The organism is Tabrizicola sp. YIM 78059 (assembly GCF_004959785.1).
Classification (GTDB): Bacteria; Pseudomonadota; Alphaproteobacteria; order Rhodobacterales; family Rhodobacteraceae; genus Tabrizicola; species Tabrizicola caldifontis.
The window spans coordinates 82,993-103,647 of sequence record NZ_SJZH01000013.1 but is presented as its reverse complement, the minus strand read 5'-3'; the positions used below and the strand labels follow the sequence as shown (position 1 = coordinate 103,647).

Below are 20,655 nucleotides of genomic sequence, written 5' to 3'. Positions count from 1 at the left end.
CGATGCCGTCAGGGGAGAGCGGCATCCACCCCATCTCGCCCAGCATCGGAATGGCCATCAACGTGATGAGCAGCGGCATGGCGAAGAAGATCGCATAGCAGGTGGCCATCGGCAGCTGCGAGAAGGCGAAAAACCCCATTACCCCCGTCACTACCGCCGAAACCGACCGCAAGATCGACCACCAGGGATGGCGGGGGATCAGCGTCCCGTCCCGCCGGTCACCCATCAGCATCATCGTGACCAGCGGAAAGCCCATCAGGCCGGAAAAGAACATGATCTGAAAGGCGGTGTAATCCTCGCCCAGAAGCTTCACCACCACGTCATGCGTGGCATAGGCCCCGAAGGCGGCCAGAGAAAGGGCCGCGCCCTTCAGATTGTCGGACATGCCGGAACTTCCGTTGCTGCCGCACCCTTGCCGGATGGGCCGTTCGCGCTATCGCCGGTTGTGGCAGAATAGGCCGGGTGCCTCAAGCCCGGATGGCTTGCCTTGCGCACGCGCTTCAGTCACCTTCGCGCCATGACAGGGGGAATCCTGGGTTTTCTTGGCGGTATCGGTCTGTTCCTTTTCGGGATGGAAACGATGACCGCCGCCCTGCGCGATCTGGCCGGAGAACGTCTTCGCCGATGGCTTCTGCGGATCACCCGCACGCCATTGCGCGGCGTGTTGACCGGGGCGGCGATCACCGGTCTGGTGCAGTCCTCCAGCGCAGTGACGGTGATGGCGATCGGCTTTGTCGGCGCGGGGCTTCTGAGCTTTTCCCAGTCGCTGGGCATCCTTTACGGCGCAAATATCGGCACCACCGCGACGGGCTGGATCGTCGCCATGGTCGGCTTCAAGATGAAGCTGGGTACTCTGGCGCTGCCGGTACTGTTCCTTGCCGCGCTGACCGGCATCTTCGGCGAGGGAAGGCTGGCGCGTTGGGGGCGGATGCTGGCAGGGCTGTCGCTGCTGTTCATCGGGCTGGACCTGATGCAGGCCTCGATGGCGGGAATGGAAGGAATGATCACCCCCGACCGCCTGCCGGATGATGGCTGGGGTGGGCGACTGATGCTGGTGGCGCTTGGCCTTGGCCTGACGGCCATCATGCAAAGCTCCTCCGCCGGGGTGGCGCTGACCCTGGTTCTGCTAGGTTCGGGCGCGATCAGCTTTGCGCAAGCTGCGGCGATGGTGATCGGGATGAACATCGGCTCGACCCTGACCGGGGTTCTGGCCAGCCTTGGCGGCGGGGTCGAGATGCGGCGGACGGCGCTGGCAAATCTTCTGTTCAATACCGGCACCGCGCTGATTGCCTTTCCGCTGCTGGACATGATCTCGCCCCTGCTTCACGCCACGCTGATCGGCCGTGACGACCAGACGGCGCTGGTCCTGTTTCATACGGCCTTCAATCTGACCGGAACGCTGGTCTTCCTGCCCCTGACCAAACACTTCGCCGCGCTCATGCAGCGGCTGGTGCCGGACCGTCCGGTGACGCTTGCCGCGGCGCTGGATCCGGCACTGCTGACCGATACCGGCACGGCGCTGGACGCCGCGGCACGGACCGCAGGCGCCATGGCCGAGGCCGTAGGCGCGGCACTAGGCGCGGCCCTTGCCCCGCCGGACAGGCGCGACCTTCGGCCGCTGGCAGCCCTGCCCGGGCAGCTGGACCCGGCGAGGCAGGCCCTGGAACGGTGGATCTCGCAACTGCGCATACCCGCCGACCGCCCCGAGGCGATGGCGCGCATGGCCGCGCTCATGCATCTGATCGACCATCTTGCCCGTCTGTCCGCCCGCGCGCGCGAATACGAGCGGATCGCCCACCTGGCCGACAGTCCGCGTCTGGCGCGGCCGGCGCGGGCGGTGGCGGCGGCGCTGCGCAAGCGGCCGCGGCCCGGGCAGGCCCAGCGACTGGTGGAACGCGTGCAGGGCTTTGCCCGCCAGCACCGGCGCGGGGCCATGCTTCGCGAACATGCAGGGATCATCGACCTTCCCGGCGTCTTTCGCGAAACCGACGCCCTGCGCTGGCTGGATCGGGTCGCTGATCACGCCGAGCGCATCGCACATTACCGGGAAATCGCAGAGGGCCCGACCACCTGAGACTGATCGGGAACTTCGTGATCCGCTCGCAGGCCCTTGCCCGGAAACTGCACACAGGGCAGCGGGGAGGCGCCCCCGCCTGCCCTATGTCTGCCTCAGAGGCTTGCGTCCAGTGCCGCGACGATGGCGTCGCCCATCTGGGACGTGGATACCGGGGTGCCGCCCTCGGGGCCCATCAGATCAGCCGTGCGGACGCCGTCGGCCAGCACCTTTTCCACCGCCTTCTCGACGCGGGTCGCTTCGTCGCCCAGGTCAAAGCTGTAGCGCAGCGCCATGGCGAAGCTCAGGATGCAGGCGATCGGGTTGGCCTTGCCCTGGCCGGCGATGTCGGGGGCCGAGCCATGCACGGGTTCATACAGCGCCTTAGGCCGGCCGTTTGCCATCGGAGCGCCCAGCGAGGCCGAGGGCAACATGCCCAGGGATCCGGTCAGCATCGCCGCGCAGTCCGACAGGATGTCGCCGAACAGGTTGTCGGTCACGATCACGTCGAACTGCTTGGGCCAGCGCACCAGCTGCATCGCACCGTTGTCGGCATACATGTGCGACAGCTCTACATCCCGATAGTCGCGGTCGTGCACCTCCTGCACCACCTCGCGCCACAGGATGCCGGATTCCATCACGTTGGCCTTCTCCATCGAGCAGACCTTGTTCCGCCGTTTGCGCGCAAGCTCGAAGGCAGACCGCGCCACGCGGGCAATCTCGCTTTCGGTGTAACGCTGGGTATTGATGCCCACCCGCTCGTTGCCTTCCTTGAAGATCCCGCGCGGCTCGCCGAAATAGACGCCCGAGGTCAGCTCGCGCACGATGACGATGTCGAGGCCCGCCACCACCTCGCGCTTCAGCGACGAGAAATCGGCCAGCGCGTCGAAGCATTGCGCGGGCCGCAGGTTGGAATACAGGTCCATCTCCTTGCGCAGGCGCAGAAGGCCGCGCTCGGGCTTCATGGAAAAGTCCAGCTTGTCGTACTTCGGCCCACCCACCGCGCCCAGCAGCACCGCATCCACCGCTTGCGCCTTGGCCATCGTGGCATCTGTCAGGGGCACGCCATGCGCATCATAGGCGCAGCCACCGACCAGATCCTCGCTGACATCGAAGCGGATGCCGCGCCTGTCACCCATCCAGCCGATGATCTTCTTCACCTCGGCCATGACTTCGGGGCCGATGCCGTCGCCGGCAAGAATGAGGAGAGAGGGGTTGGACATGATGCGGCTCACTGCGTGGACTGGGTCGCGCGTGGCCTAGCCAAAGGGCAGGGCGGGGTCAAGGTTCCACGGGCACGACGATATCCACCCAGACGGGGTAGTGGTGCGAGGCCGCGCGCAGCACGTGGGCCACCGGCTCGTCATCAGCCGGCCAGAGAACGCCGGACCCGGCGATGGCCAGCCCGGCCGACGGCAGCACATAGTCGAGCCTCAGCCCGCCCAGGCTGGCATAGATCGCGGTATCCAACGCCGGATCGCCATGGTGTTCGGGCTCGATCCTGCCATGATTGCCCCTGGGCTGCGGGTCCTGAACCGCCGGGTGGTCCAGCAGCGCCTGGATGCCCTCGTGCAGGCCGTCGCCATCGGCCGGGTCGAGGTTGGCGTCGCCAAGCAGAACGAAGGGCGCCTCGGGCGGGGCCATCGGCAACCCACCCGTCAGATAGTGGCGCCAGAAGGCGGCCTCGTCATGGTTGCGGCGGCGGTTCCGGCCCTCGGGTCCGTCAAAGGCCGGTGGCGTTGCATGAAAGGCAAGCAGGTGAAGCGGGCCCATATCGGTCAGGACCGGCACATCCCAGAACCCGGTCGTCGCCAGACGCTGCACCGCCAGCAGGTCCGGGTCGGCCGCGTCGGGAAGCAGGGCGTCGGGCAGATCGCGCCAAAGGAAGGCCGAATGGTCGCGGGCATTCCCCGCATCGACCGGAAGACGCGACAGGATGGCCATGCCGCCCTGGCCCGAGAACTGGCCGAAGCCTTGCGCATCGCGGGGATCACCAGGCCGGCCATTGCCATCGACATCGAATCCGGTCTGCATGCCGGTATTGGGGCGAAGCGCAAATCGGTGCGGATAGGGGGCGCCTGCGGCGTCCAGACGGTCAGCCAGCAGGTTCAGCGCCACGCCGCCCCGATCGTAATCGATCGAGGTGAGCAGGATGACATCGGCGTTCAGCGCGGCGAGAACCTGCACCACGGCCGCAATCTGCGGATCTTCGCCGCGCACAATATCCTGAACCAGAAGTCCCGGACCCTTGCGGTCCAGCCCGACATTCCAGGTGGCGATCCTAAGGGTCTCTGCTCCGGCAGGAACGGACAGAAGAATCGCGAAAAGGAAGGCACGCACCACAGGCGTCAGAGGTCGCCTTCGTCGTCGGCATCCACGCCGTCGGTTCCCTGAGCGGCCATCTTCAGGTCGCGCTTCACCCGGATCATGTCGGCAACCCTTGCCATGGCGACCCCGCGCATCAGAAGGCTTGCGGGCAGGAAAGCCCAGGCGGCCATCGTCCAGATCAGCGTCTGTGGCGAGGTGATCGTGCTTGCCGGAAGCCCCGACGACAGGACAGCAATCAGTGCGGGCACCAGGAACGGCAGAAGGAAGCCGATCGCAAGATTTACCCGCGCGTCCCGCTCCAGCCTGTCAACCACATCGCCACCGGCCGTCGGCTCGAAGGTGGGCAGGTTGACCCAGACGTTGAAAGCGCTCTTGGTTCTGGGCCATCCCGCGATCTTCAGAACGATCACGAATATCGCCAGCGAGATCAACGAAACCAGATAGGCCGTGCCGGCAGCGGTGCGCACCTGCGTCACCTGCTCGACCGTTGCGTTGTCTGCAAGCATGTAGGTTGCCAGACGCACCGGGGAATAGGGAAAATCGAGCGCCTCGCCAATCACCATGCCCAATGCGTGGAAGAGCCTGGACACCGTCGTCGGATCCTCGCGGTCAGCAACGATGATCGACAGGAACAGGATGATGGCGAAAAGCATCAGATAGCGGATGCGGTTGAACGGCGCGCCGTCGCGGAATTCGACCAGACTGGGATAGACCGCATTGTATTCGATGAAGACCAGCGTTCCGGCAAAAAGAGCCATCAGCGCGACGATCTGCTTCGTGTCGGTGCCGACGCCGGGCAGCACGACCGACGGCATCACGATGACGACCATGACAAGGAACGCACGAACCGCGGCCCCGGTTGCCCGGTTCAGCCAGGTGCGCGCCGCGCCTTCGATCGATGACACGAAGCGCAGCCGGAGCCTGGCATCCGCTGCGCCGCGCATGTTTTCCCGCAGTGTCTCGATCCTGATCAAGCTTCCCCCTGCCACAGCCGATTCGGAACGTGTTTGCTAGAGGAAACCAATGCTTTGTGGCCATTTCTGGGTCAATCAGCAACTCTTTGCCGACTTTTTCTGACATCAGGATCAGTTGCATCCGGGCCGCAGAATGATCCGCAGCGCGACCGCCCACTGCCATGCGAACAGGGTCGGCCAAGGCTTGCCCTGCGCCATGGTGCGGTCTGGTGTATCAGCCCGCCTGTAGAATCATCTGCGAATCGTGCAGGGCCCTTCCCTGCACGATCAGTGTCAGGCGTCAGACCCAGGGACGCAATGTTGCGGCCTTTGCCTCGTAGGCGTCGATGGCGGCGGCCTTTTCAAGGGTCAGGCCGATGTCGTCCAGGCCGTTCAGCAGGCAGTGCTTCTTGAACGGGTCGACATCGAAATGAAAGGTGGTCCCATCCGAGGCCGTCACGGTCTGCGCTTCCAGATCAACGGTGATCCGGGCGTTCTCGCCCTTCCTTGCGTCCTCCATCAGATGCGCGACCGCCTCGGGGGGCAGCACCACCGGCAGGATCCCGTTCTTGAAGCAGTTATTGTAGAAGATGTCGGCAAAACTGGTCGAGATGACGCAGCGGATGCCGAAATCCAGCAGCGCCCAGGGGGCATGTTCACGGCTGGATCCGCACCCGAAGTTGTCACCCGCCACAAGGATCTGCGCCTTGCGATAGGCCGGCTGGTTCAGCACGAAATCAGGGATTTCCTTGCCGTCTGGGGTATAGCGCATCTCGTCGAACAAGTTCTTGCCAAGTCCCGACCGCTGGATGGTCTTCAGGAACTGCTTGGGAATGATCATGTCGGTGTCGATGTTGACCAGCGGCATGGGCGCCGCGATGCCGGTCAGGGTGGTGAATTTGTCCATTTTTCCAATCCTTAGGGTCAGAGACCGCTTGCCCCTCCCGTGCGGTCCTTGCCCGGCACGGCGGGAAGGACCGCACAGGGCAGAGGAGCCACCGGTCAGACCATCTCGCCCATCAGTTCGCGCACGTCGGTCAGACGGCCCGTGACGGCCGCCGCCGCAGCCATCGCGGGGCTCATGAGGTGCGTGCGCCCGCCGCGGCCCTGCCGGCCCTCGAAGTTGCGGTTCGAGGTCGCCGCGCAGCGTTCGCCGGGGGCAAGCTGGTCGGGGTTCATCGCCAGGCACATGGAACAACCCGCAAGCCGCCATTCGAAGCCCGCGTCGATGAAGATCTGCGCCAGGCCCTCTTCCTCGGCCTGGGCCCGCACCAGACCCGAGCCGGGGACGACCATCGCCCGTTTCACCTTGATCTTGCGGCCCTTCAGGATTTCGGCCGCCGCGCGCAGGTCCTCGATCCGGCCGTTGGTGCAGGACCCGATGAACACCGTGTCGATCTCGATGTCGGTCAGCTTCATGCCGGGCTTGAGGCCCATGTAGTCCAGCGACCGCCGAGCGGCCTCGACCTTGCCGCCGGTGAAGCTTTCGGGGTCCGGCACGACGCCGGTGATCGGCAGCACGTCCTCGGGCGAGGTACCCCAGGTGACGACCGGGGCGATGTCCTCGCCGCGGATGGTCACCACCTTGTCGAAATGCGCGCCTTCGTCGGTGTAGAGCGTCTTCCAGTAGGCGAGCGCGGCTTCCCACTTCGCCCCCTTGGGCGCATGGGGCCGGCCCTTAATGTATTCGAAGGTCTTTTCGTCCGGCGCGATCAGGCCCGCGCGGGCGCCACCCTCGATCGCCATGTTGCAGACGGTCATCCGGCCTTCCATCGACAGCTCGCGGATCGCCTGGCCACAGTATTCGATGACATAGCCGGTGCCGCCCGCCGTGCCGGTATGGCCGATGATCGACAGGGTGATGTCCTTGGCCGTGACGCCGGGGCGCAGCGACCCGGTGATCTCGACCTTCATGTTCTTGGATTTCTTCTGGATCAGCGTCTGGGTGGCCAGCACATGTTCCACCTCGGAGGTGCCGATCCCGTGGGCGAGCGCCCCGAAGGCCCCGTGCGTCGCGGTATGGCTGTCACCGCAGACCACGGTCATGCCCGGCAAGGTCCAGCCCTGTTCGGGGCCGACGATGTGGACGATGCCCTGGCGGATGTCGGTCACGGGATAGTAGTTGATCCCGAAGTCCTTGGCGTTCTTGTCGAGTGCCGCCACCTGGATGCGGCTTTCCTCGGGCATCTGGTCGGGGTTTTCCCGACCGAGCGTCGTGGGCACGTTGTGGTCGGGCACCGCGATGGTCTTTTCCGGCGCGCGGACCTTGCGCCCGGCCATGCGCAGACCCTCGAAGGCCTGGGGGCTGGTCACTTCATGGACGAGGTGGCGGTCGATGTAGAGGAGGCAGGTGCCATCCTCGGCCTGATGGACGACATGGTCGTCCCAGATCTTGTCGTAAAGCGTACGAGGAGCCATGGCTCTCACCTGTTCTTGGGATGGCGGTCGGAAGGTCGCAGATCGGCGCGGTCGTTCACGCGCCACGGGCCGGGGTCAAAGCCGGGCGAGGATCGAGCGGGTCATGCCGAAGAAGCGGGCCGGAAGCCGCGCATGATCGGTGATGTTGAAGTAGATGAACCCGGACATGGGCGCCCTATACCCTCGAAATCCGTTTCAGGCAAGCTAGGTTCCCGCGAAAGCGAAGGTGCGGCGATGCGACTGGCGGTGTTGGCCCTGGTTCTGGGGAGTGCGATGGGAACAACGGCGAGGGCCGAACAGACCCACAAGGGCCATGAGATGCCGCCCTATCGGGTCGAACAGGTGGCTGGCACGCGGGAAATCCGCGTCTATGGCCCGCATCTTTTGGCCGAGGTCCGCGTGGCGGGTGGACGGCAGGGGGCGATCCAGACTGGCTTTCGCATCCTGGCTGGCTACATCTTCGGCGGGAATGCGTCGGGCGAGAAGATCGCCATGACCGTGCCGGTGGCGCAGAAGCCCGAGACCGACCACTGGGTGGTCAGCTTCATGATGCCCGCACGCTTCACGGCGGACACCCTGCCTGCGCCGCGCGACGACCGGATCCGCTTCGTGCAGGCCGGGCCGTCAAGGCAGGTGGTGGAACGGTTCTCGGGCGTGCCCGGCACCGACGACCTTGCCGCCCGGGCCAAGGCGCTGCGGGCCTGGATCGAGGGCGCGGGCCTCACCATCCTGGCCGGGCCGCACTACTATTTCTACGACGCGCCCATGACCCTGCCGTGGAAGCGGCGGAACGAGGTGGCCTTCACCATCCGCTGACCCAGACTCCCGATCGGGGCGGAAAGCGGCAAAGGGCCTTGCGCTGCGGCGGAATAGGGCGTAGGCGCGCGCCTTCGGTTGAGATTGCGCCCTTGCGGTGCTAGTCTTTTGCCATGGCCCGGCGCGGGGGCCTGATGGACCGCGCGCATTCTGGAGGACCCTGTCCTGTCGCATTCCGATCCTGCCACCGGCCTGCCGGTCGGCCCGCGCCCGGCGCCCGCCGCCCCGCCTGCCGCCGAAAGGCCAGCATCCGAAGACGTGCTGGCCCTGGTCCTGAAATCCGTTGACGACGACAAGGCCGAAGACATCGTGCAGATCGATCTGCGCGGCCGGTCCGATGTGGCCGACTACATGGTAATCTGTTCGGGCCGGTCCTCGCGTCAGGTGGCCTCGATCTCCGAAAAGCTGGCCGACCGGCTGAAGCAGGAAATGCGGATTTCCGTCCGCATGGAAGGGAAAGAGACAGGCGACTGGGTGCTGATCGATGCGGGCGACGTGATCGTCCATGTCTTCCGCCCCGAAGTGCGCGAGTTCTACCAGCTGGAAAAGATGTGGCTGCCCGCCGGCGCCACCCGCAGCGCGCAGGCCTGATGAAGCTGCACCTTTGCGCCGTGGGCCGTCTGCGGACGGGGCCAGAGCGTAGTCTGGTCGACGATTACGTGGAACGGCTGGAGCGCACGGGCCGCCCCCTGGGACTTGGGCCGGTCGCCGAGCACGAGGTGGAGGACAGGCGCGGCGGCGGCATGGCGGCAGAGGCGACGCTTCTGGCCCGGGCGATTCCCGATGGAGCCGCCCTCTGCGTGCTGGACGAGCGCGGGAAGCTGCTCTCCAGTCCGGAGTTCGCGCAGGCACTTGCCAGCTGGCGCGATGGCGGGCGGCAGGACGTGGCCTTCGTGATCGGCGGGGCGGACGGCGTGGACCCTGCGCTTCGCACACGCGCGGACCTTGTGATCAGCTTTGGTCGCATGGTCTGGCCGCACATGCTGGTCCGCGTGATGCTGGCAGAGCAGCTGTATCGGGCGGCCACAATTATGGCGGGGCTTCCCTATCACCGGGCGTGAAACTGGCGCAGGCTGTCCGACCTAGGCCCCCTGCCTGCGGGCCAGCGCAAACAGGCCCGAGCCCACGACCAGCCCCGTGCCGACCCATGTGGCAAGGTCGGGGCGTTCACCAAACAGGGCCATGGACAGCAGCATGGCGAAGACAAGGCGCGTGTAGCGGAAGGGCGTGACGGCGGATACCTCGCCGGTGCGCATGGCGTGGGTCAGGGCATGGTAGCCGAGGACGCCGAAGGCAGAGCCCGCAGCCAGTTGCCCGGCCGTTGCCGGGTCGGGCAACCTTGCCCCGCCCGAAATCGCCAGCAGGACTGCGCCTGCCACCGCGAGCATGGCAAAGCCCAGCGCGCCAAGCTGGCGGTTTGACAATCCCCTGGGGGCTGCCCGCGTGGCAAGGTCGCGCCCGGCAAACCCCAGAAGCCCGACCACCGCCAGAAGGGAGAGGGCCGAGAAGCCGGTTCCCGGCCGCAGGATGATCAGCACACCGGCAAAGCCGGTCAGCACCGCAACCCAGCGCTGCCAGCCCACCCTTTCACCAAAGAACAGTGCAGCCCCTGCAACCACCACAAGCGGCGCGGCCTGCAGGATGGCAGAGGTGGTCGAAAGAGCCGTCAGCGTGATCGCAAGGCCGTAGAACAGCCGCCCCGTCACCTCGAAGGCCGAACGGATCAGCATCGCGCGCGACAGGAAGGCCCGCGGCAGAAACGTCTCGCCCTGGAGCCGGGCCATGGCCGCGAAGACGACCATGCCCGCAAGACCCATGGTCAGCAGAACCTGGCCCAGCGGCAGGCTTTGCGCGGCAGCCTTCACGAAGACGTCCTCGACGGCGAAACCCGCCATCGAGGCCGTCATGAACAGTGCGCCGCGCTGATTGTCGGTCAGAGGCAAGGACACCCCCTTGGACGCGGCCTGCCCCCGTCGGCGGCATGCAACTGGTAGATGACGGATTCGGCTCGCCTTGCCGACGAGGTCACCGCGCGCCCCAGGTGTCGGACAGCCGATAGCCTTCAGGCCAGGGGTCTGCGGGATCCAGCATGTGCTGGTGTGTCCCCGTGATCCAGGCGCGGCCCGAAATCTCGGGCAGGATGGCGTCCAGATCGCCGACCTTCGCCGCGCCGACGATTCGCCCCTCGAACTGCCCGCCGATCAGCGAGCGCGCGCGCAAGACCTCTCCCGCCCCGATCTGCCCGCGCGCGGCCAGGATCGCCAGCCGCGCCGAAACCGCCGTCCCGGTGGGCGAGCGGTCGATCTTGCCCGGCCGGATCGAGACGGCATGGCTCGTCTCCCACCCATCGGCAACGCGGGTCAGAGGTCCGGCGAACAGGCAGAAGGAGAAATGCCGCCAGTCCGGGTTCTCGGGGTGGCAGAAGCCAAGCTGCGCGTCGGCGGCCCGGGTGATCTCTACCCCCAGTTTCGCCATGGCATGGGCTTCCTCGGGCGCATGGGAAAAGCCAAGCGCGGCCGCGTCCACGACCACGAAACTGTCGCCACCATAGGCGGTGTCCACCGTCAGCCGGCCCAGGCCCGGCACCTCCAGCGGCACGCCCAGCCGGTCGGCAAAGGACGGCAGGTTGCGGACATGGATTCGTTCGGCCTTGCCGTTCCGGCAATCGGCGCGGACGGTGACAAGGCCGCCCGGCGCCTCCAGCGTGATGTGCGCCACAGGCTCGGTCATCGGCAGGATGCCGCTGTCAAGAAGCACCGTGGAGACGCAGATGGAGTTGGACCCTGACATGGGCGGGTTGTCCTCGGGTTCCATGATGATGAAGCCCATCTGCGCGCGCGGATCCTTTGGTGGCACCAGAAGGTTCACATGCCGGAACACCCCGCCGCGCGGTTCGTTCAGAACGAAGTTGCGCAGGCTCTGGTCGCGCCACAGCGCTTCGCGCATTTCCCATAGCGTCGCGCCAGCCGGCGGGGCGACACCGCCCACGATGACATCGCCGACCTCGCCCTCGGCATGGGCCGAAATCACGTGAATCGTCTTGCTGCTGCGCATGGTGCCCCCCTTGGTGGCGCACAAGGTGCGCGGGCGGGGCGGAATTCGCAAGCACCGGCACGTTGCCTGCGATGCGCCATCATATATCGCAAGCGGCGCTGCCGTGGCCCGGGCCGCCGGTTCCTCTGCCTGACCGGCAAGGGAAGCGGGTCTGGATCGTGGCAGTCAAGGCGCACTCTTGCTTTGTAACCATCGCTACATTATGAACGTGCGCATGAATGCGATCACCTGGCTCCTGATGACCTACAAGGTTCCCGCCGAACCCTCGGCAAGGCGGATCGCGATCTGGCGGAAGCTGAAGGGAATGGGCGCGGTATATCTTCAGAACGGTGTCTGCGTCCTGCCGCGCACAGATGATCATGTCCGTCGGCTGAAGATTGTCGAGAACGACATCGCCGAAGCCGGGGGCGAAAGCGTGATCCTGCAGACTGCGGCCCTGGACCACGCGCAAGAGGCAAAGGTCGTGGCGCGCTTCAGGGCCGAACGCGACGAAGCCTATGCCGAATTCATCGACAAGTGCGACGACTTCGAGCGCGAGGTGGCCAAGGAAATAGCTGCCGGCCACTACAGCTATGCCGAACTGGAAGAAAATGACGTCGATCTGAAAAAGCTTCAGGGCTGGCTCGAGAAGATCGCGAAGCTTGATTTCTACGGGGCCGCGCGCGCCGAAGAGGCAGCCGCACGGCTGAAAGGCTGCGAAGCGGCGCTGGACGACTATGCCCGGCGTGTCTTCGACGCGAAGGGCGAAAACGGCTGACGAAGGAAGATGGGCATGCAGACGACCAGATCCCCCGGTGCCTTCTTTCCGCATTTTCCGCCAGAGCTGTTCAAGCCTGTGCCATCCGGCCTGCTGGCCTGGGCCGACCGCCAGCGCCAGCGGGCGGCGTTGGCCCGGCTGGAAGACCGGATGCTCGCAGATATCGGCGTAAGCCGCGCCGAGGCAGAAGCCCGGCGGCATAACTGATCTTCCCCGGCGGGACATCCAGACGCAGGAGGCCGCAATGGCAGAGACGATGGCAGACAAGTCCCCCTCTCCCTGGCGGGGGTTGCCGGCGGGCATCTGGGCCCTGGGCTTCGTGTCGCTGCTCATGGATGTCTCGTCCGAGATGATCCACGCGCTTCTTCCGGTCTATCTGACCGTGGGCCTTGGCGCGACGGCGTTGACGGTGGGGGTGATCGAAGGCATCGCCGAGGCGACGGCGGCAATCACCAAGGTATTTTCCGGCGCCCTGTCCGATCGCATCGGCCGCCGCAAGGAACTGGCAGCGATCGGATACGGTCTGGCCGCCGTGACCAAGCCGGTCTTTCCCCTTGCGCCCTCGATCGGCTGGGTGGTGGCGGCCCGGTTCATCGACCGCGTGGGCAAGGGCATCCGAGGGGCGCCGCGCGATGCGCTGGTGGCCGACCTGGCGCCGGAAGGACGCCGCGGGGCCGCCTTCGGCCTGCGCCAATCTCTGGATACGCTTGGCGCCTTTCTGGGCCCGCTTCTGGCCATCGCCCTGATGTGGGTCTTTGCCAACGACTTCCAGTCCGTCTTCTGGGTGGCGGTGGTTCCGGCCTTCCTGGCGCTTGGCCTGATCCTGTTTGCCGTGCAGGAGCCTGCGCGGCCCGAAGGGCTGCGCAAGGTGCGCAACCCCCTTTCGCGGGCCGAATTGCGGCTTCTGGGCGGGATGTACTGGGCGGTCGTCGCGGTGGCGACGGTCTTCACCCTGGCGCGATTTTCCGAGGCATTCCTGATTCTGCGGGCGGAAGAACTGGGTCTGTCGCTGATGCTGATTCCGCTGGTTCTGGTCGGGATGAACGCGGTCTATGCACTGTCGGCCTGGCCGGCCGGGGTTCTGTCGGACCGGATGAGCCGTCCGACCCTGCTGATGGCAGGGCTTGCCCTGCTGATCGCGGCCGATCTGGTTCTGGCGCTGGCTTCCGGCTTTGTGGCCCTTAGTCTGGGCATTGCGCTTTGGGGGCTGCACATGGGGCTGACGCAGGGGCTGCTGTCGGCGCTGGTGGCCGAGGCCGTTCCGGCCGAACTGCGCGGCACGGCCTACGGCCTGTTCAATCTGATCACCGGTGGCGCGCTGCTTATGGCCAGCGTGATCGCGGGGGCCTTGTGGCAGGGCCTGGGATCAGAGGCTACCTTCCTTGCGGGCGCGGCCTTCGCCCTGATCGCCGCGCTTGGCCTTGTTCCCCTGCGCAACAGGCTGCACTGACCCTGACTGCGCCCGCAGATGCCCGACAGACGCGCGACAGGCGAAGGCTGACCGGGCACTGCCGGCGACAGGTCAGATCAGCCCGGCGTGCTTCATCGCGGCCTTGATCTTCGCCTTGGTCCCGTCGGTCAGGCCCACAAGCGGCAGGCGCACCTCTTCGCTGCACAGCCCCAGCACCGACAGCGCATATTTCGCGCCGACAAGACCGGGTTCGATGAAGATCGCCTCGTGCAGCGGCATCAGCCGGTCCTGGTATTCCAGCGCCTTGGCATAGTCCCCACGCAGCGTCGCCTCCTGGAACTCGGCGCAGAGTTTCGGAGCCACGTTCGCGGTGACGCTGATGCAGCCCACCCCGCCATGGGCGTTGAATCCCAGCGCGGTCGCGTCCTCGCCCGACAGCTGGATGAAGTCCTTGCCACAGGCGGCGCGCTGCTGGCTGACGCGCTCGATCTTGCCGGTCGCATCCTTGACGCCGATGATCCGCGGCAGCTTCGCCAGCTGGCCCATCGTCTCGGGTGTCATGTCGATGACCGACCGGCCGGGGATGTTGTAGATGATGATGGGCAGGGTGCAGCAATCATGCAGCGCGGTGTAATGCGCAATCAGGCCGGCCTGGGTGGGCTTGTTGTAATAGGGCGTGACAACCAGGGCCGCATCGGCGCCCACCTTCTCGGCATGGCGGATCAGGCTGATCCCTTCCACCGTGTTGTTCGACCCCGCCCCCGCGATCACTGGCACCCGGCCGGCAACGGCAGCCACGACTTCCTCGATCACCTTCTGGTGCTCGGCATGGCTGAGCGTCGGGCTTTCCCCCGTGGTTCCCACCGGAACGATCCCGTGCGACCCTTCGGCAATGTGCCAGTCCACCAGTTTCTTCAGCGTCACCAGATCGAGTTCGCCGTTCTTGAACGGCGTCACCAGGGCTGGAAGGGACCCTCTGATCATGACGCTTCTCCTGTGATGGGGCGGAATTGCCCGACTGCGCGCGACTCATAGCCGCTGGCCGGGTCAAAGCCAAGACTCCGCCCGCTGACGCAGTCGTGGGTTGTCGGCTGCGGCCCGATCAGGCAGATTCCAGACCATGACAGGCAAGAAACACCTTGGCGCGGCGCTTCTGGCGCTGGCGCTTCTGGCCATGCCGGCGCAAGCCGACAGCGTGCAGGCCATGCGCACCGCCTTGCAGGTCGCCGCAAGCAAGGACTGGGACGGCGCGCTGGCCGTGGCGCCCTTGGGCGTCGGGCGCGACGTGATCCTGTGGCAGAGGCTGCGCGCAGGCGAAGGGCGACTGGGCGAGTATGAGGATTTCCTGGCCCGCCGGCCGGACTGGCCCGGCCTCGCGCTGCTGCGCGAGAAGGGCGAAGAGGCCGTGGCGCGGTCCCAGGACGCTGGCCGTGTGATCGGCTGGTTCAAGGGGAACCCGCCCCGCACCGGCAAGGGCGCGCTGGCCTATGTGCGCGCGCTCCAGTCGCAGGGCCGGATGGCCGATGCCGAGACCGAGGCGATGCGCGCCTGGGCAGAGCTGCCCTTTTCGGCCGAGGACGAGGCCGCACTGCTGGCCCTTGCACCCGAAGCGGTGGGCTTCACGCATGAGTTGCGGCTGGACAACCTGCTGTGGGCGGGCAGGCGGGGCGAGGCGGAACGGATGCTGCCCCGCGTTGGCAAGGATCTGCAGGCACTGGCAAGGGCACGGATCGCGCTTCAGGCAGAAACGCCAGGTGTGACGCAGGTGATCGAGGCCGTGCCCGCCGCGCGAAAGGGCGACGCGGGACTGGCCTTCGACCGCTTCATCTGGCGGATGAAGCGAGACCTTTACGATGACGCGCTGCCGCTGATCCTGGAACGCTCGGCAAGTGCCGAGGCCCTGGGTCGCCCCGAAGCCTGGGCCGAACGCCGCGCGATCCTGACGCGCTGGCTGATGCGGCAGGGCCGCCCGGCCGAGGCCTACAAGGTGGCCTCGCGCCACTGGCTGCCGCAGGGGGCGGGCAGTTCGGCCTATGCCGACCTGGAATTCCTGTCGGGCTTCATCGCGCTGCGCAGGCTGAACGACCCCGAAACCGCGCTGCGGCATTTCGAACATCTTCTGGCGGGCGTGAAGACCCCGATCAGCCTGGCCCGCGCGCATTACTGGATCGGTCGCGCCAAAGAGGCCGCAGGACAGGACGGCAGCGCGAGCTACCGTGCGGCTGCGGCGCATCAGACGGCCTATTACGGGCTTCTGGCGGCGGAACGGCTGGGGCTCAGCCTTGATGCGGGCCTGTTGTCAAATGGCCGCGCACCCGACTGGAATGAAGCCGGGTTCCGCAAGTCCTCGGTCATGGAGGCGGCCGAGCTCTTGCGCAAGGCGGGCGAGCTGGGCCTTGCCAAGCGGTTCCTGCTGCATCTTGCCGAAAGCCAGGACGCCACGGGGCTGGCGCAGATGGCCGACATGGTAACCGACTGGGGCGAGCCGCATCTTGCGGTGCTGGTCGGCAAGGCGGCCGCGGAACGCGGGCTGATCCTGCCACGCGCCTATTACCCCATTCCGGCCTTCGTGCCCGACGGGCTGAAGGTCAGCCGGGCACTGGCACTGGCAATCGCGCGGCGGGAAAGCGAGTTCGACCCTCTGGCGCGGTCCGCCGCCGATGCGCGGGGGTTGATGCAGGTGCTGCCCGGCACCGCCAGGCTGATGGCCGGAAAGCTGGGGCTGGAACACAAGGACGGCAAGCTTACCAGCGATCCGGCCTACAACGTGACTGTGGGCGCGGCATATCTGGCCGAGATGGTGGCCGAGTTCGGGCCGTCGATTGCCCTGATCGCTGCGGGCTACAATGCCGGTCCTGGCCGCCCGCGCCGCTGGATCCAGGAATTCGGCGATCCCCGCAGGCCGGATGTCGATGTGGTCGACTGGGTGGAGTCGATCCCCTTCGCCGAGACGCGGACCTATGTGATGCGGGTGGCCGAAGGCGTGGTCATCTACCGCGCCAAGCTGAAGGGCGCGGTCGGGCCGGTCAGGATCACGTCCGAACTGAAAGGCTAGGGCCGGGCGCCGATTTCTTCGAAGAAATCGGGCTGGAGCCTGTGCAGGCTCCGGGCGGAATTCTTCCAGAATTCCGCGTTCAGGGCGCAGGCCCGACAAATTCAGCCATCCGCATCGCAGGGTATGCGGGGTGGGGCCGCAGGGCTACCCTGCCCAGCCATGTTGGCGCGCGCAACCGGCCTGATCCTGCCCTTGTTTCTGGCCTCTCCGGCCCTTGCCGAGATACGCGCGGTGCTGTCCGGGGTTGGCGACCATGCCCTGCTCGATGCCGATCTGCGGGGCCCACCCAATGATGTGCGCCTGATGGCCGAGACACTGATCGCGCGCGGCGTCGCCCCGGGGGCGACACGTATGCTGCCCACCGATCCGACCGGCCTGCCCCGGGGCGAAGTGGTCGGCGCGGCAACCAGGTCTGAGATCATGGCCGCACTCGATGCCGCTGCTGCCGAATCCGGCCCGGGTGATACGCTGGTCTTCCATTTCTCGGGCCACGGCGCCCAGGCGCCAGACATGTCGGGTGACGAAGGCGGCGGCCCTGAAAGATCCTGCTGTCCGCTGACGCCGCGGGCTGGAAGGGGGCGCTCGGCATGGTCGAAAACGCGATTCTGGACGACGAGTTGCAGACCTGGGCACAGGCCGCGCTGAGCCAGGGGGTGCGGGTCATCGGCCTGATCGACGCGCGCCATTCGGGCACCGGCTTTCGGGCCGTCGGCGGTGCGGGTGTGACGCGGTTTGTTGACGAGGCGCAGCTTGGCATCCCGGACGATGCAGTGCCCGCACCCGGCCGACCCCTGCCACCGCTGAGCGGAGAGTTCGGCGTCCTTGACTCATCGCAATCCGACCAGCGGTCTTACGAATACCCGCTGGCAGATGGCGTCACCTGGCATGGCGAGTTCACCCTGCAACTGGCCCGAACCCTGCGCGAGGTGCCCGAGGCCAGCTGGGCCCAGGTGCTGGCCGCCACGCGCGAGGGGATGGTGCGGAGACCGGCCCGGCAGATGCCCGAAGGCGAGGGCCCGCTGCTGGAAGCGCAGGTCTTCGGCCAGGGGCTGGGCGCTGCGCGATGGAGGGGCGCGGGCGATGCACTGGCCGCAGACCTGCTGGACGGGTTGGCCGAGGGTGCCGAGGTCGCGCTTTACGCTGGCCCGGCGGGGGGAAAGCCGCTGGCGGTGATGTTGGTGACCGGGGTCTCGGCCCGCGCAGCCCGGCTGACGGGTGAGGCGCCGGAGGGCGCCCTATGGACCGATCTTGTCGCCGCACCATCTCCCCGGGGCCTGCGCCCGACCTGGTGCCGATCCTGACCGGGGGCGCCGTTGCCCTGGCCGGGGCCGATGGCGTGCTGGACCCGGCCAGGGCGGGATCGTCCCCCCGGATGGTAGCGCTGGATGGCGAAACCCCGGCACAAGCCATGGCGCGGATGCAGGATCGGGCTGCGCACGGGTTGCGCCTGCGAAAGCTGCTGGGCGGGGCTGCCGGCCGCAGCCTGACCGGAACGGTGCCGGTGACCACTGCCATCGAACGCCGCGCGGATGCAGGCGACTGCGGCACGGTTGCCGCCCCCACCCCGCACGACCCGGCACAGGGCGTGGCACCCTGCGACCAGCTGTGGCTGACGCTGACCAACACCGGCGGCAAGGCACAGGACGTGACGGTACTCTATTTCTCTGCCGACTTCTTGGTGCGACCGATCTGGCCGGTGCGCAATCCGGTCAACCGTCTGGCCCCCGGCGAAAGCTGCCGCGTCAGCCTGATGATCGAACCCGGCAGCACCCCGGGGCTCGAGGAGATCTGGGTTCTGGCTGTCCCGGTCGATCCCGATGCCCCGCGCGTTGACCTGACGCATCTGGCCGCGCCCGGCGCGACGCGCGACCTTGCCGGTGCCGACGCCCTGACACTGTGGCTGGAGGATCGGCTGGAACCCGACAACCGCAACCGCACTCCGGGCCGGGGACGCGCCCTTCCCGTCGCCGGATGAAGACGTGACTGTCTCGCCCTATGCCTTTGCAAAGTAAGGCGGCAAGGCGACGCGCGCAACGATGCAGGACGCTTCCGGCGCCAAGGTGATCGGCGGCGAAGTGGCAGCCGAAGGCGCCTGGCCCTGGCAGGTGGCGCTGATCGTCGCCGACGCGGTCGGGGCGGAAAGCCAGTTCTGCGGCGGCAGCCTGGTGCTGGACCAGTGGGTGCTGACCGCTGCCCATTGCATCCACATTCAGGAACGAGACGGAGGTTTTTCCGACCTGCGGCCGGACGAGTTTTCTGTGCTTGCCGGCACCAGCGCACTGGCGCCCGGCAAGGGCGATCCGATTCCGGTCGAGGCGGAGTTCCGCCATCCCTCGTATGCGCCGGACATATTCGACTTCGACATCGCGCTGATCAAGCTGGCCCGGGCGCCCGGCGTGCCCGACAAGACCATCGAGGTGCCAGATGCCGAATATGGCAGCCTGCTGAACCGGCAGGGCGTGACGACCATCGTCACCGGCTGGGGCCTGCAGGAGGGTGCCCGCCCCTCGCCCGAGCTGCGGCAGGCGCAGATCCAGATCCTGCACCGCAACCTCTGCAATGCGGCCCTGCTGGAGGCGAGGGCCGAGGAAGCGACGGGCGGCTTTGCCTTCGCCGCACAGACCCTTGGTGTGGGCGAGGACGATGCCTATGCGGTCTGGGACGAACTGCTGGCGCAAGCCCCTTAACCGATGAGCGAGAACCTGATCTGCTTGGGCACGTTCGAAGGCGGCAGGACCAGCTGCAGCGGCGATTCCGGAGGCCCGCTGTTCGTTCCCGCTGGAGGATGGGTACTACATCCAGGCCGGGATCGTCAGCTGGGGCCTGACCGCCGCAACCGGCCGCGGCTGTGACGAGACGGCGCTGTTGTCGGCCTATACGGACGTATCGAAGTTCGTGTCCCGGCTGAACGAGGTGATCGCAGCGAACCCCCGACCCGCCCGCCTGAGGGCAGCGCGCCAAGCACGGCGGGGCTGATCAGTTCGTCATCAGGTAATAGCTGTTGCGCACCCGGCCGCCGTTCTGGACGGTGATGTAGAAATACCCGTCCCAGGCCGGCGTCCAGTCGCAGTAAAGCTTGTCAGACCAGCTGACATCATAGCAGATCACGTTGCCGTTCTCGTCGGTGATCGCCACATCGAGGTTCGCATCGCCATCGCCCACGACCGCCACCTCGGCGTAGGAATTGCCATAGAACGGAATCTCCCAGACATCGGTCATGCCAGCGGGCAGGCGCGACAGCCACTGCACCGCCCCGCCGATCCGCCCGCGCGAGCCCTCGGCCATGGCGGCATCGATCAGGCGCTGCATCGCCTCGTCGTCGCCGGCGAGTGCCCTGGCCTTGGCGAACATGGCATCGGCGGTCACCGGGGCATCGGCGGCGCCGTCATCATCGGTGGTGGCGCTGAAGAAGCTGGCCTTGGCCGCGCGGCGCATCTCGTCGTTCATCATCGGCGCCGGGGCGGCCGGGGCGGCGGGCGCGGCCTTCTTGCGGAAGGTGCTCTGATCACCCTCGCGGAAAGTGATGGCGGCAGGGTCAAGGGTGCCGGCCTCTGTAGTTGTCACCTCCACCGAGGCAGCGAGCTTTGCCGCGGCAAGCACGGTCACTGCGTCGCCCTGTGCGACGCCAACGACATAGAGCTCCTGCGCAAGGGCCATTGTGGCAGCAGCGCCGGGGACGGCGCCTTCGGCGGCCGGACCGGCGTTCGTGCCGGTCTTGTCCTGGGCGATCGTTGGCACGGCCAGCGCGACAAGCGCGGTGGCGGCAAGGGCAGCGTAAAGGAATTTCAGTGTCATCTTTGCGTCACGCGC

Annotated in this window: 21 protein-coding genes and 1 pseudogene; 12 read left to right on the top strand and 10 right to left on the bottom strand. The window is 66.9% G+C overall.

Features of this window, described 5'->3' with window-relative positions:
- Positions 1-385: EamA family transporter (locus EZM81_RS15375; protein WP_371685761.1), on the bottom strand; the 385-nt coding region annotated here is incomplete at its 3' end.
- A gap of 132 nt (positions 386-517) precedes the next feature.
- Between EZM81_RS15375 and EZM81_RS15370 the strand changes: the two genes are divergently transcribed.
- Entirely contained in the window at positions 518-2,074 is a 1,557-nt protein-coding gene (locus tag EZM81_RS15370) for a Na/Pi cotransporter family protein (protein ID WP_136646310.1), read from the top strand.
- 95 nt (positions 2,075-2,169) lie between these two features.
- Here EZM81_RS15370 and leuB read toward each other — a convergent pair whose 3' ends face one another.
- The 5 genes from leuB to leuC form a co-directional block, all read right to left on the bottom strand.
- Positions 2,170-3,276, bottom strand: a complete 1,107-nt coding sequence (gene leuB / locus EZM81_RS15365; RefSeq protein WP_136646309.1) for a 3-isopropylmalate dehydrogenase — start codon at positions 3,274-3,276, stop codon at positions 2,170-2,172.
- Between the two features lie 58 nt (positions 3,277-3,334).
- Positions 3,335-4,393: an endonuclease/exonuclease/phosphatase family protein gene (locus EZM81_RS15360; RefSeq protein WP_371685760.1), complete on the bottom strand. Its 1,059-nt coding sequence runs from the start codon at positions 4,391-4,393 to the stop codon at positions 3,335-3,337.
- A gap of 8 nt (positions 4,394-4,401) precedes the next feature.
- Positions 4,402-5,211 (bottom strand): hypothetical protein, encoded by an 810-nt coding sequence (locus EZM81_RS15355; protein WP_135448452.1) that lies wholly within the window; start codon positions 5,209-5,211, stop codon positions 4,402-4,404.
- 424 nt (positions 5,212-5,635) lie between these two features.
- Complete coding sequence (gene leuD / locus EZM81_RS15350) at positions 5,636-6,241, bottom strand: 3-isopropylmalate dehydratase small subunit (RefSeq protein ID WP_135448247.1); 606 nt, start codon at positions 6,239-6,241, stop codon at positions 5,636-5,638.
- Positions 6,242-6,336: 95 nt separating this feature from the next.
- A complete protein-coding gene (gene leuC, locus EZM81_RS15345) occupies positions 6,337-7,752 on the bottom strand; it encodes a 3-isopropylmalate dehydratase large subunit (protein ID WP_136646308.1) in 1,416 nt (471 codons plus the stop codon).
- A gap of 234 nt (positions 7,753-7,986) precedes the next feature.
- On the opposite strand from leuC, the gene EZM81_RS15340 reads away from it, so the two are divergent.
- The 3 genes from EZM81_RS15340 (at position 7,987) to rlmH (ending at position 9,629) form a co-directional block, all read left to right on the top strand.
- Complete coding sequence (locus tag EZM81_RS15340) at positions 7,987-8,568, top strand: heme-binding protein (protein ID WP_136646307.1); 582 nt, start codon at positions 7,987-7,989, stop codon at positions 8,566-8,568.
- Positions 8,569-8,829: 261 nt separating this feature from the next.
- The gene (gene rsfS / locus EZM81_RS15335) at positions 8,830-9,159 is read left to right on the top strand and encodes a ribosome silencing factor (protein ID WP_135448454.1); all 330 of its coding nucleotides are present in this window, start codon (positions 8,830-8,832) and stop codon (positions 9,157-9,159) included.
- A complete protein-coding gene (rlmH, locus tag EZM81_RS15330; protein ID WP_136646306.1) occupies positions 9,159-9,629 on the top strand; it encodes a 23S rRNA (pseudouridine(1915)-N(3))-methyltransferase RlmH in 471 nt (156 codons plus the stop codon). The genes rsfS and rlmH overlap by 1 nt, the downstream gene beginning before the upstream one ends.
- A 21-nt stretch (positions 9,630-9,650) precedes the next feature.
- On the opposite strand, the gene EZM81_RS15325 is transcribed toward rlmH, so the two are convergent.
- Positions 9,651-10,511 carry a DMT family transporter gene (locus EZM81_RS15325; RefSeq protein WP_256371630.1) on the bottom strand — a complete coding sequence of 287 codons (861 nt, stop codon included), beginning with the start codon at positions 10,509-10,511 and terminating at the stop codon, positions 9,651-9,653.
- Between the two features lie 82 nt (positions 10,512-10,593).
- Positions 10,594-11,622, bottom strand: coding sequence for a proline racemase family protein (locus EZM81_RS15320; protein ID WP_136646305.1), 1,029 nt, complete (start codon positions 11,620-11,622; stop codon positions 10,594-10,596).
- A gap of 214 nt (positions 11,623-11,836) precedes the next feature.
- Here EZM81_RS15320 and EZM81_RS15315 point away from each other — a divergent pair, with 214 nt between their 5' ends.
- Genes EZM81_RS15315 through EZM81_RS15305 form a run of 3 tightly spaced genes read left to right on the top strand, consistent with a single transcriptional unit; the run spans position 11,837 to position 13,829 of the window.
- Positions 11,837-12,379 carry a Chromate resistance protein ChrB gene (locus EZM81_RS15315; protein WP_136646304.1) on the top strand — a complete coding sequence of 181 codons (543 nt, stop codon included), beginning with the start codon at positions 11,837-11,839 and terminating at the stop codon, positions 12,377-12,379.
- Between the two features lie 15 nt (positions 12,380-12,394).
- A complete protein-coding gene (locus tag EZM81_RS15310) occupies positions 12,395-12,586 on the top strand; it encodes a DUF1127 domain-containing protein (protein WP_135448260.1) in 192 nt (63 codons plus the stop codon).
- A gap of 37 nt (positions 12,587-12,623) precedes the next feature.
- On the top strand, positions 12,624-13,829 hold the full coding sequence (locus tag EZM81_RS15305) for an MFS transporter (protein ID WP_248298239.1): 1,206 nt from the start codon (positions 12,624-12,626) through the stop codon (positions 13,827-13,829).
- A 72-nt stretch (positions 13,830-13,901) separates the two neighbouring features.
- Here EZM81_RS15305 and dapA read toward each other — a convergent pair whose 3' ends face one another.
- Entirely contained in the window at positions 13,902-14,774 is an 873-nt protein-coding gene (gene dapA, locus EZM81_RS15300; protein WP_136646303.1) for a 4-hydroxy-tetrahydrodipicolinate synthase, read from the bottom strand.
- Between the two features lie 136 nt (positions 14,775-14,910).
- On the opposite strand from dapA, the gene EZM81_RS15295 reads away from it, so the two are divergent.
- The 5 genes and pseudogenes from EZM81_RS15295 to EZM81_RS15275 all read left to right on the top strand — a co-directional run bounded on the left by EZM81_RS15295 (position 14,911) and on the right by EZM81_RS15275 (position 19,697).
- Positions 14,911-16,845 carry a lytic transglycosylase domain-containing protein gene (locus EZM81_RS15295; RefSeq protein WP_248298238.1) on the top strand — a complete coding sequence of 645 codons (1,935 nt, stop codon included), beginning with the start codon at positions 14,911-14,913 and terminating at the stop codon, positions 16,843-16,845.
- Between the two features lie 159 nt (positions 16,846-17,004).
- Positions 17,005-17,490, top strand: a complete 486-nt coding sequence (locus EZM81_RS15290; RefSeq protein WP_169052390.1) for a caspase family protein — start codon at positions 17,005-17,007, stop codon at positions 17,488-17,490.
- Positions 17,433-18,146, top strand: coding sequence for a hypothetical protein (locus EZM81_RS15285; protein WP_136646301.1), 714 nt, complete (start codon positions 17,433-17,435; stop codon positions 18,144-18,146). Before EZM81_RS15290 ends, EZM81_RS15285 begins: the two co-directional genes overlap by 58 nt.
- Complete coding sequence (locus tag EZM81_RS15280; protein WP_169052389.1) at positions 18,083-18,820, top strand: hypothetical protein; 738 nt, start codon at positions 18,083-18,085, stop codon at positions 18,818-18,820. Before EZM81_RS15285 ends, EZM81_RS15280 begins: the two co-directional genes overlap by 64 nt.
- 61 nt (positions 18,821-18,881) lie before the next feature.
- Positions 18,882-19,697 (top strand): annotated as a pseudogene (locus tag EZM81_RS15275) (serine protease).
- Between the two features lie 124 nt (positions 19,698-19,821).
- On the opposite strand, the gene EZM81_RS15265 reads toward EZM81_RS15275, so the two are convergent.
- Positions 19,822-20,640 carry a hypothetical protein gene (locus EZM81_RS15265; RefSeq protein ID WP_136646297.1) on the bottom strand — a complete coding sequence of 273 codons (819 nt, stop codon included), beginning with the start codon at positions 20,638-20,640 and terminating at the stop codon, positions 19,822-19,824.
- Between the last annotated feature and the right edge of the window lie 15 nt (positions 20,641-20,655).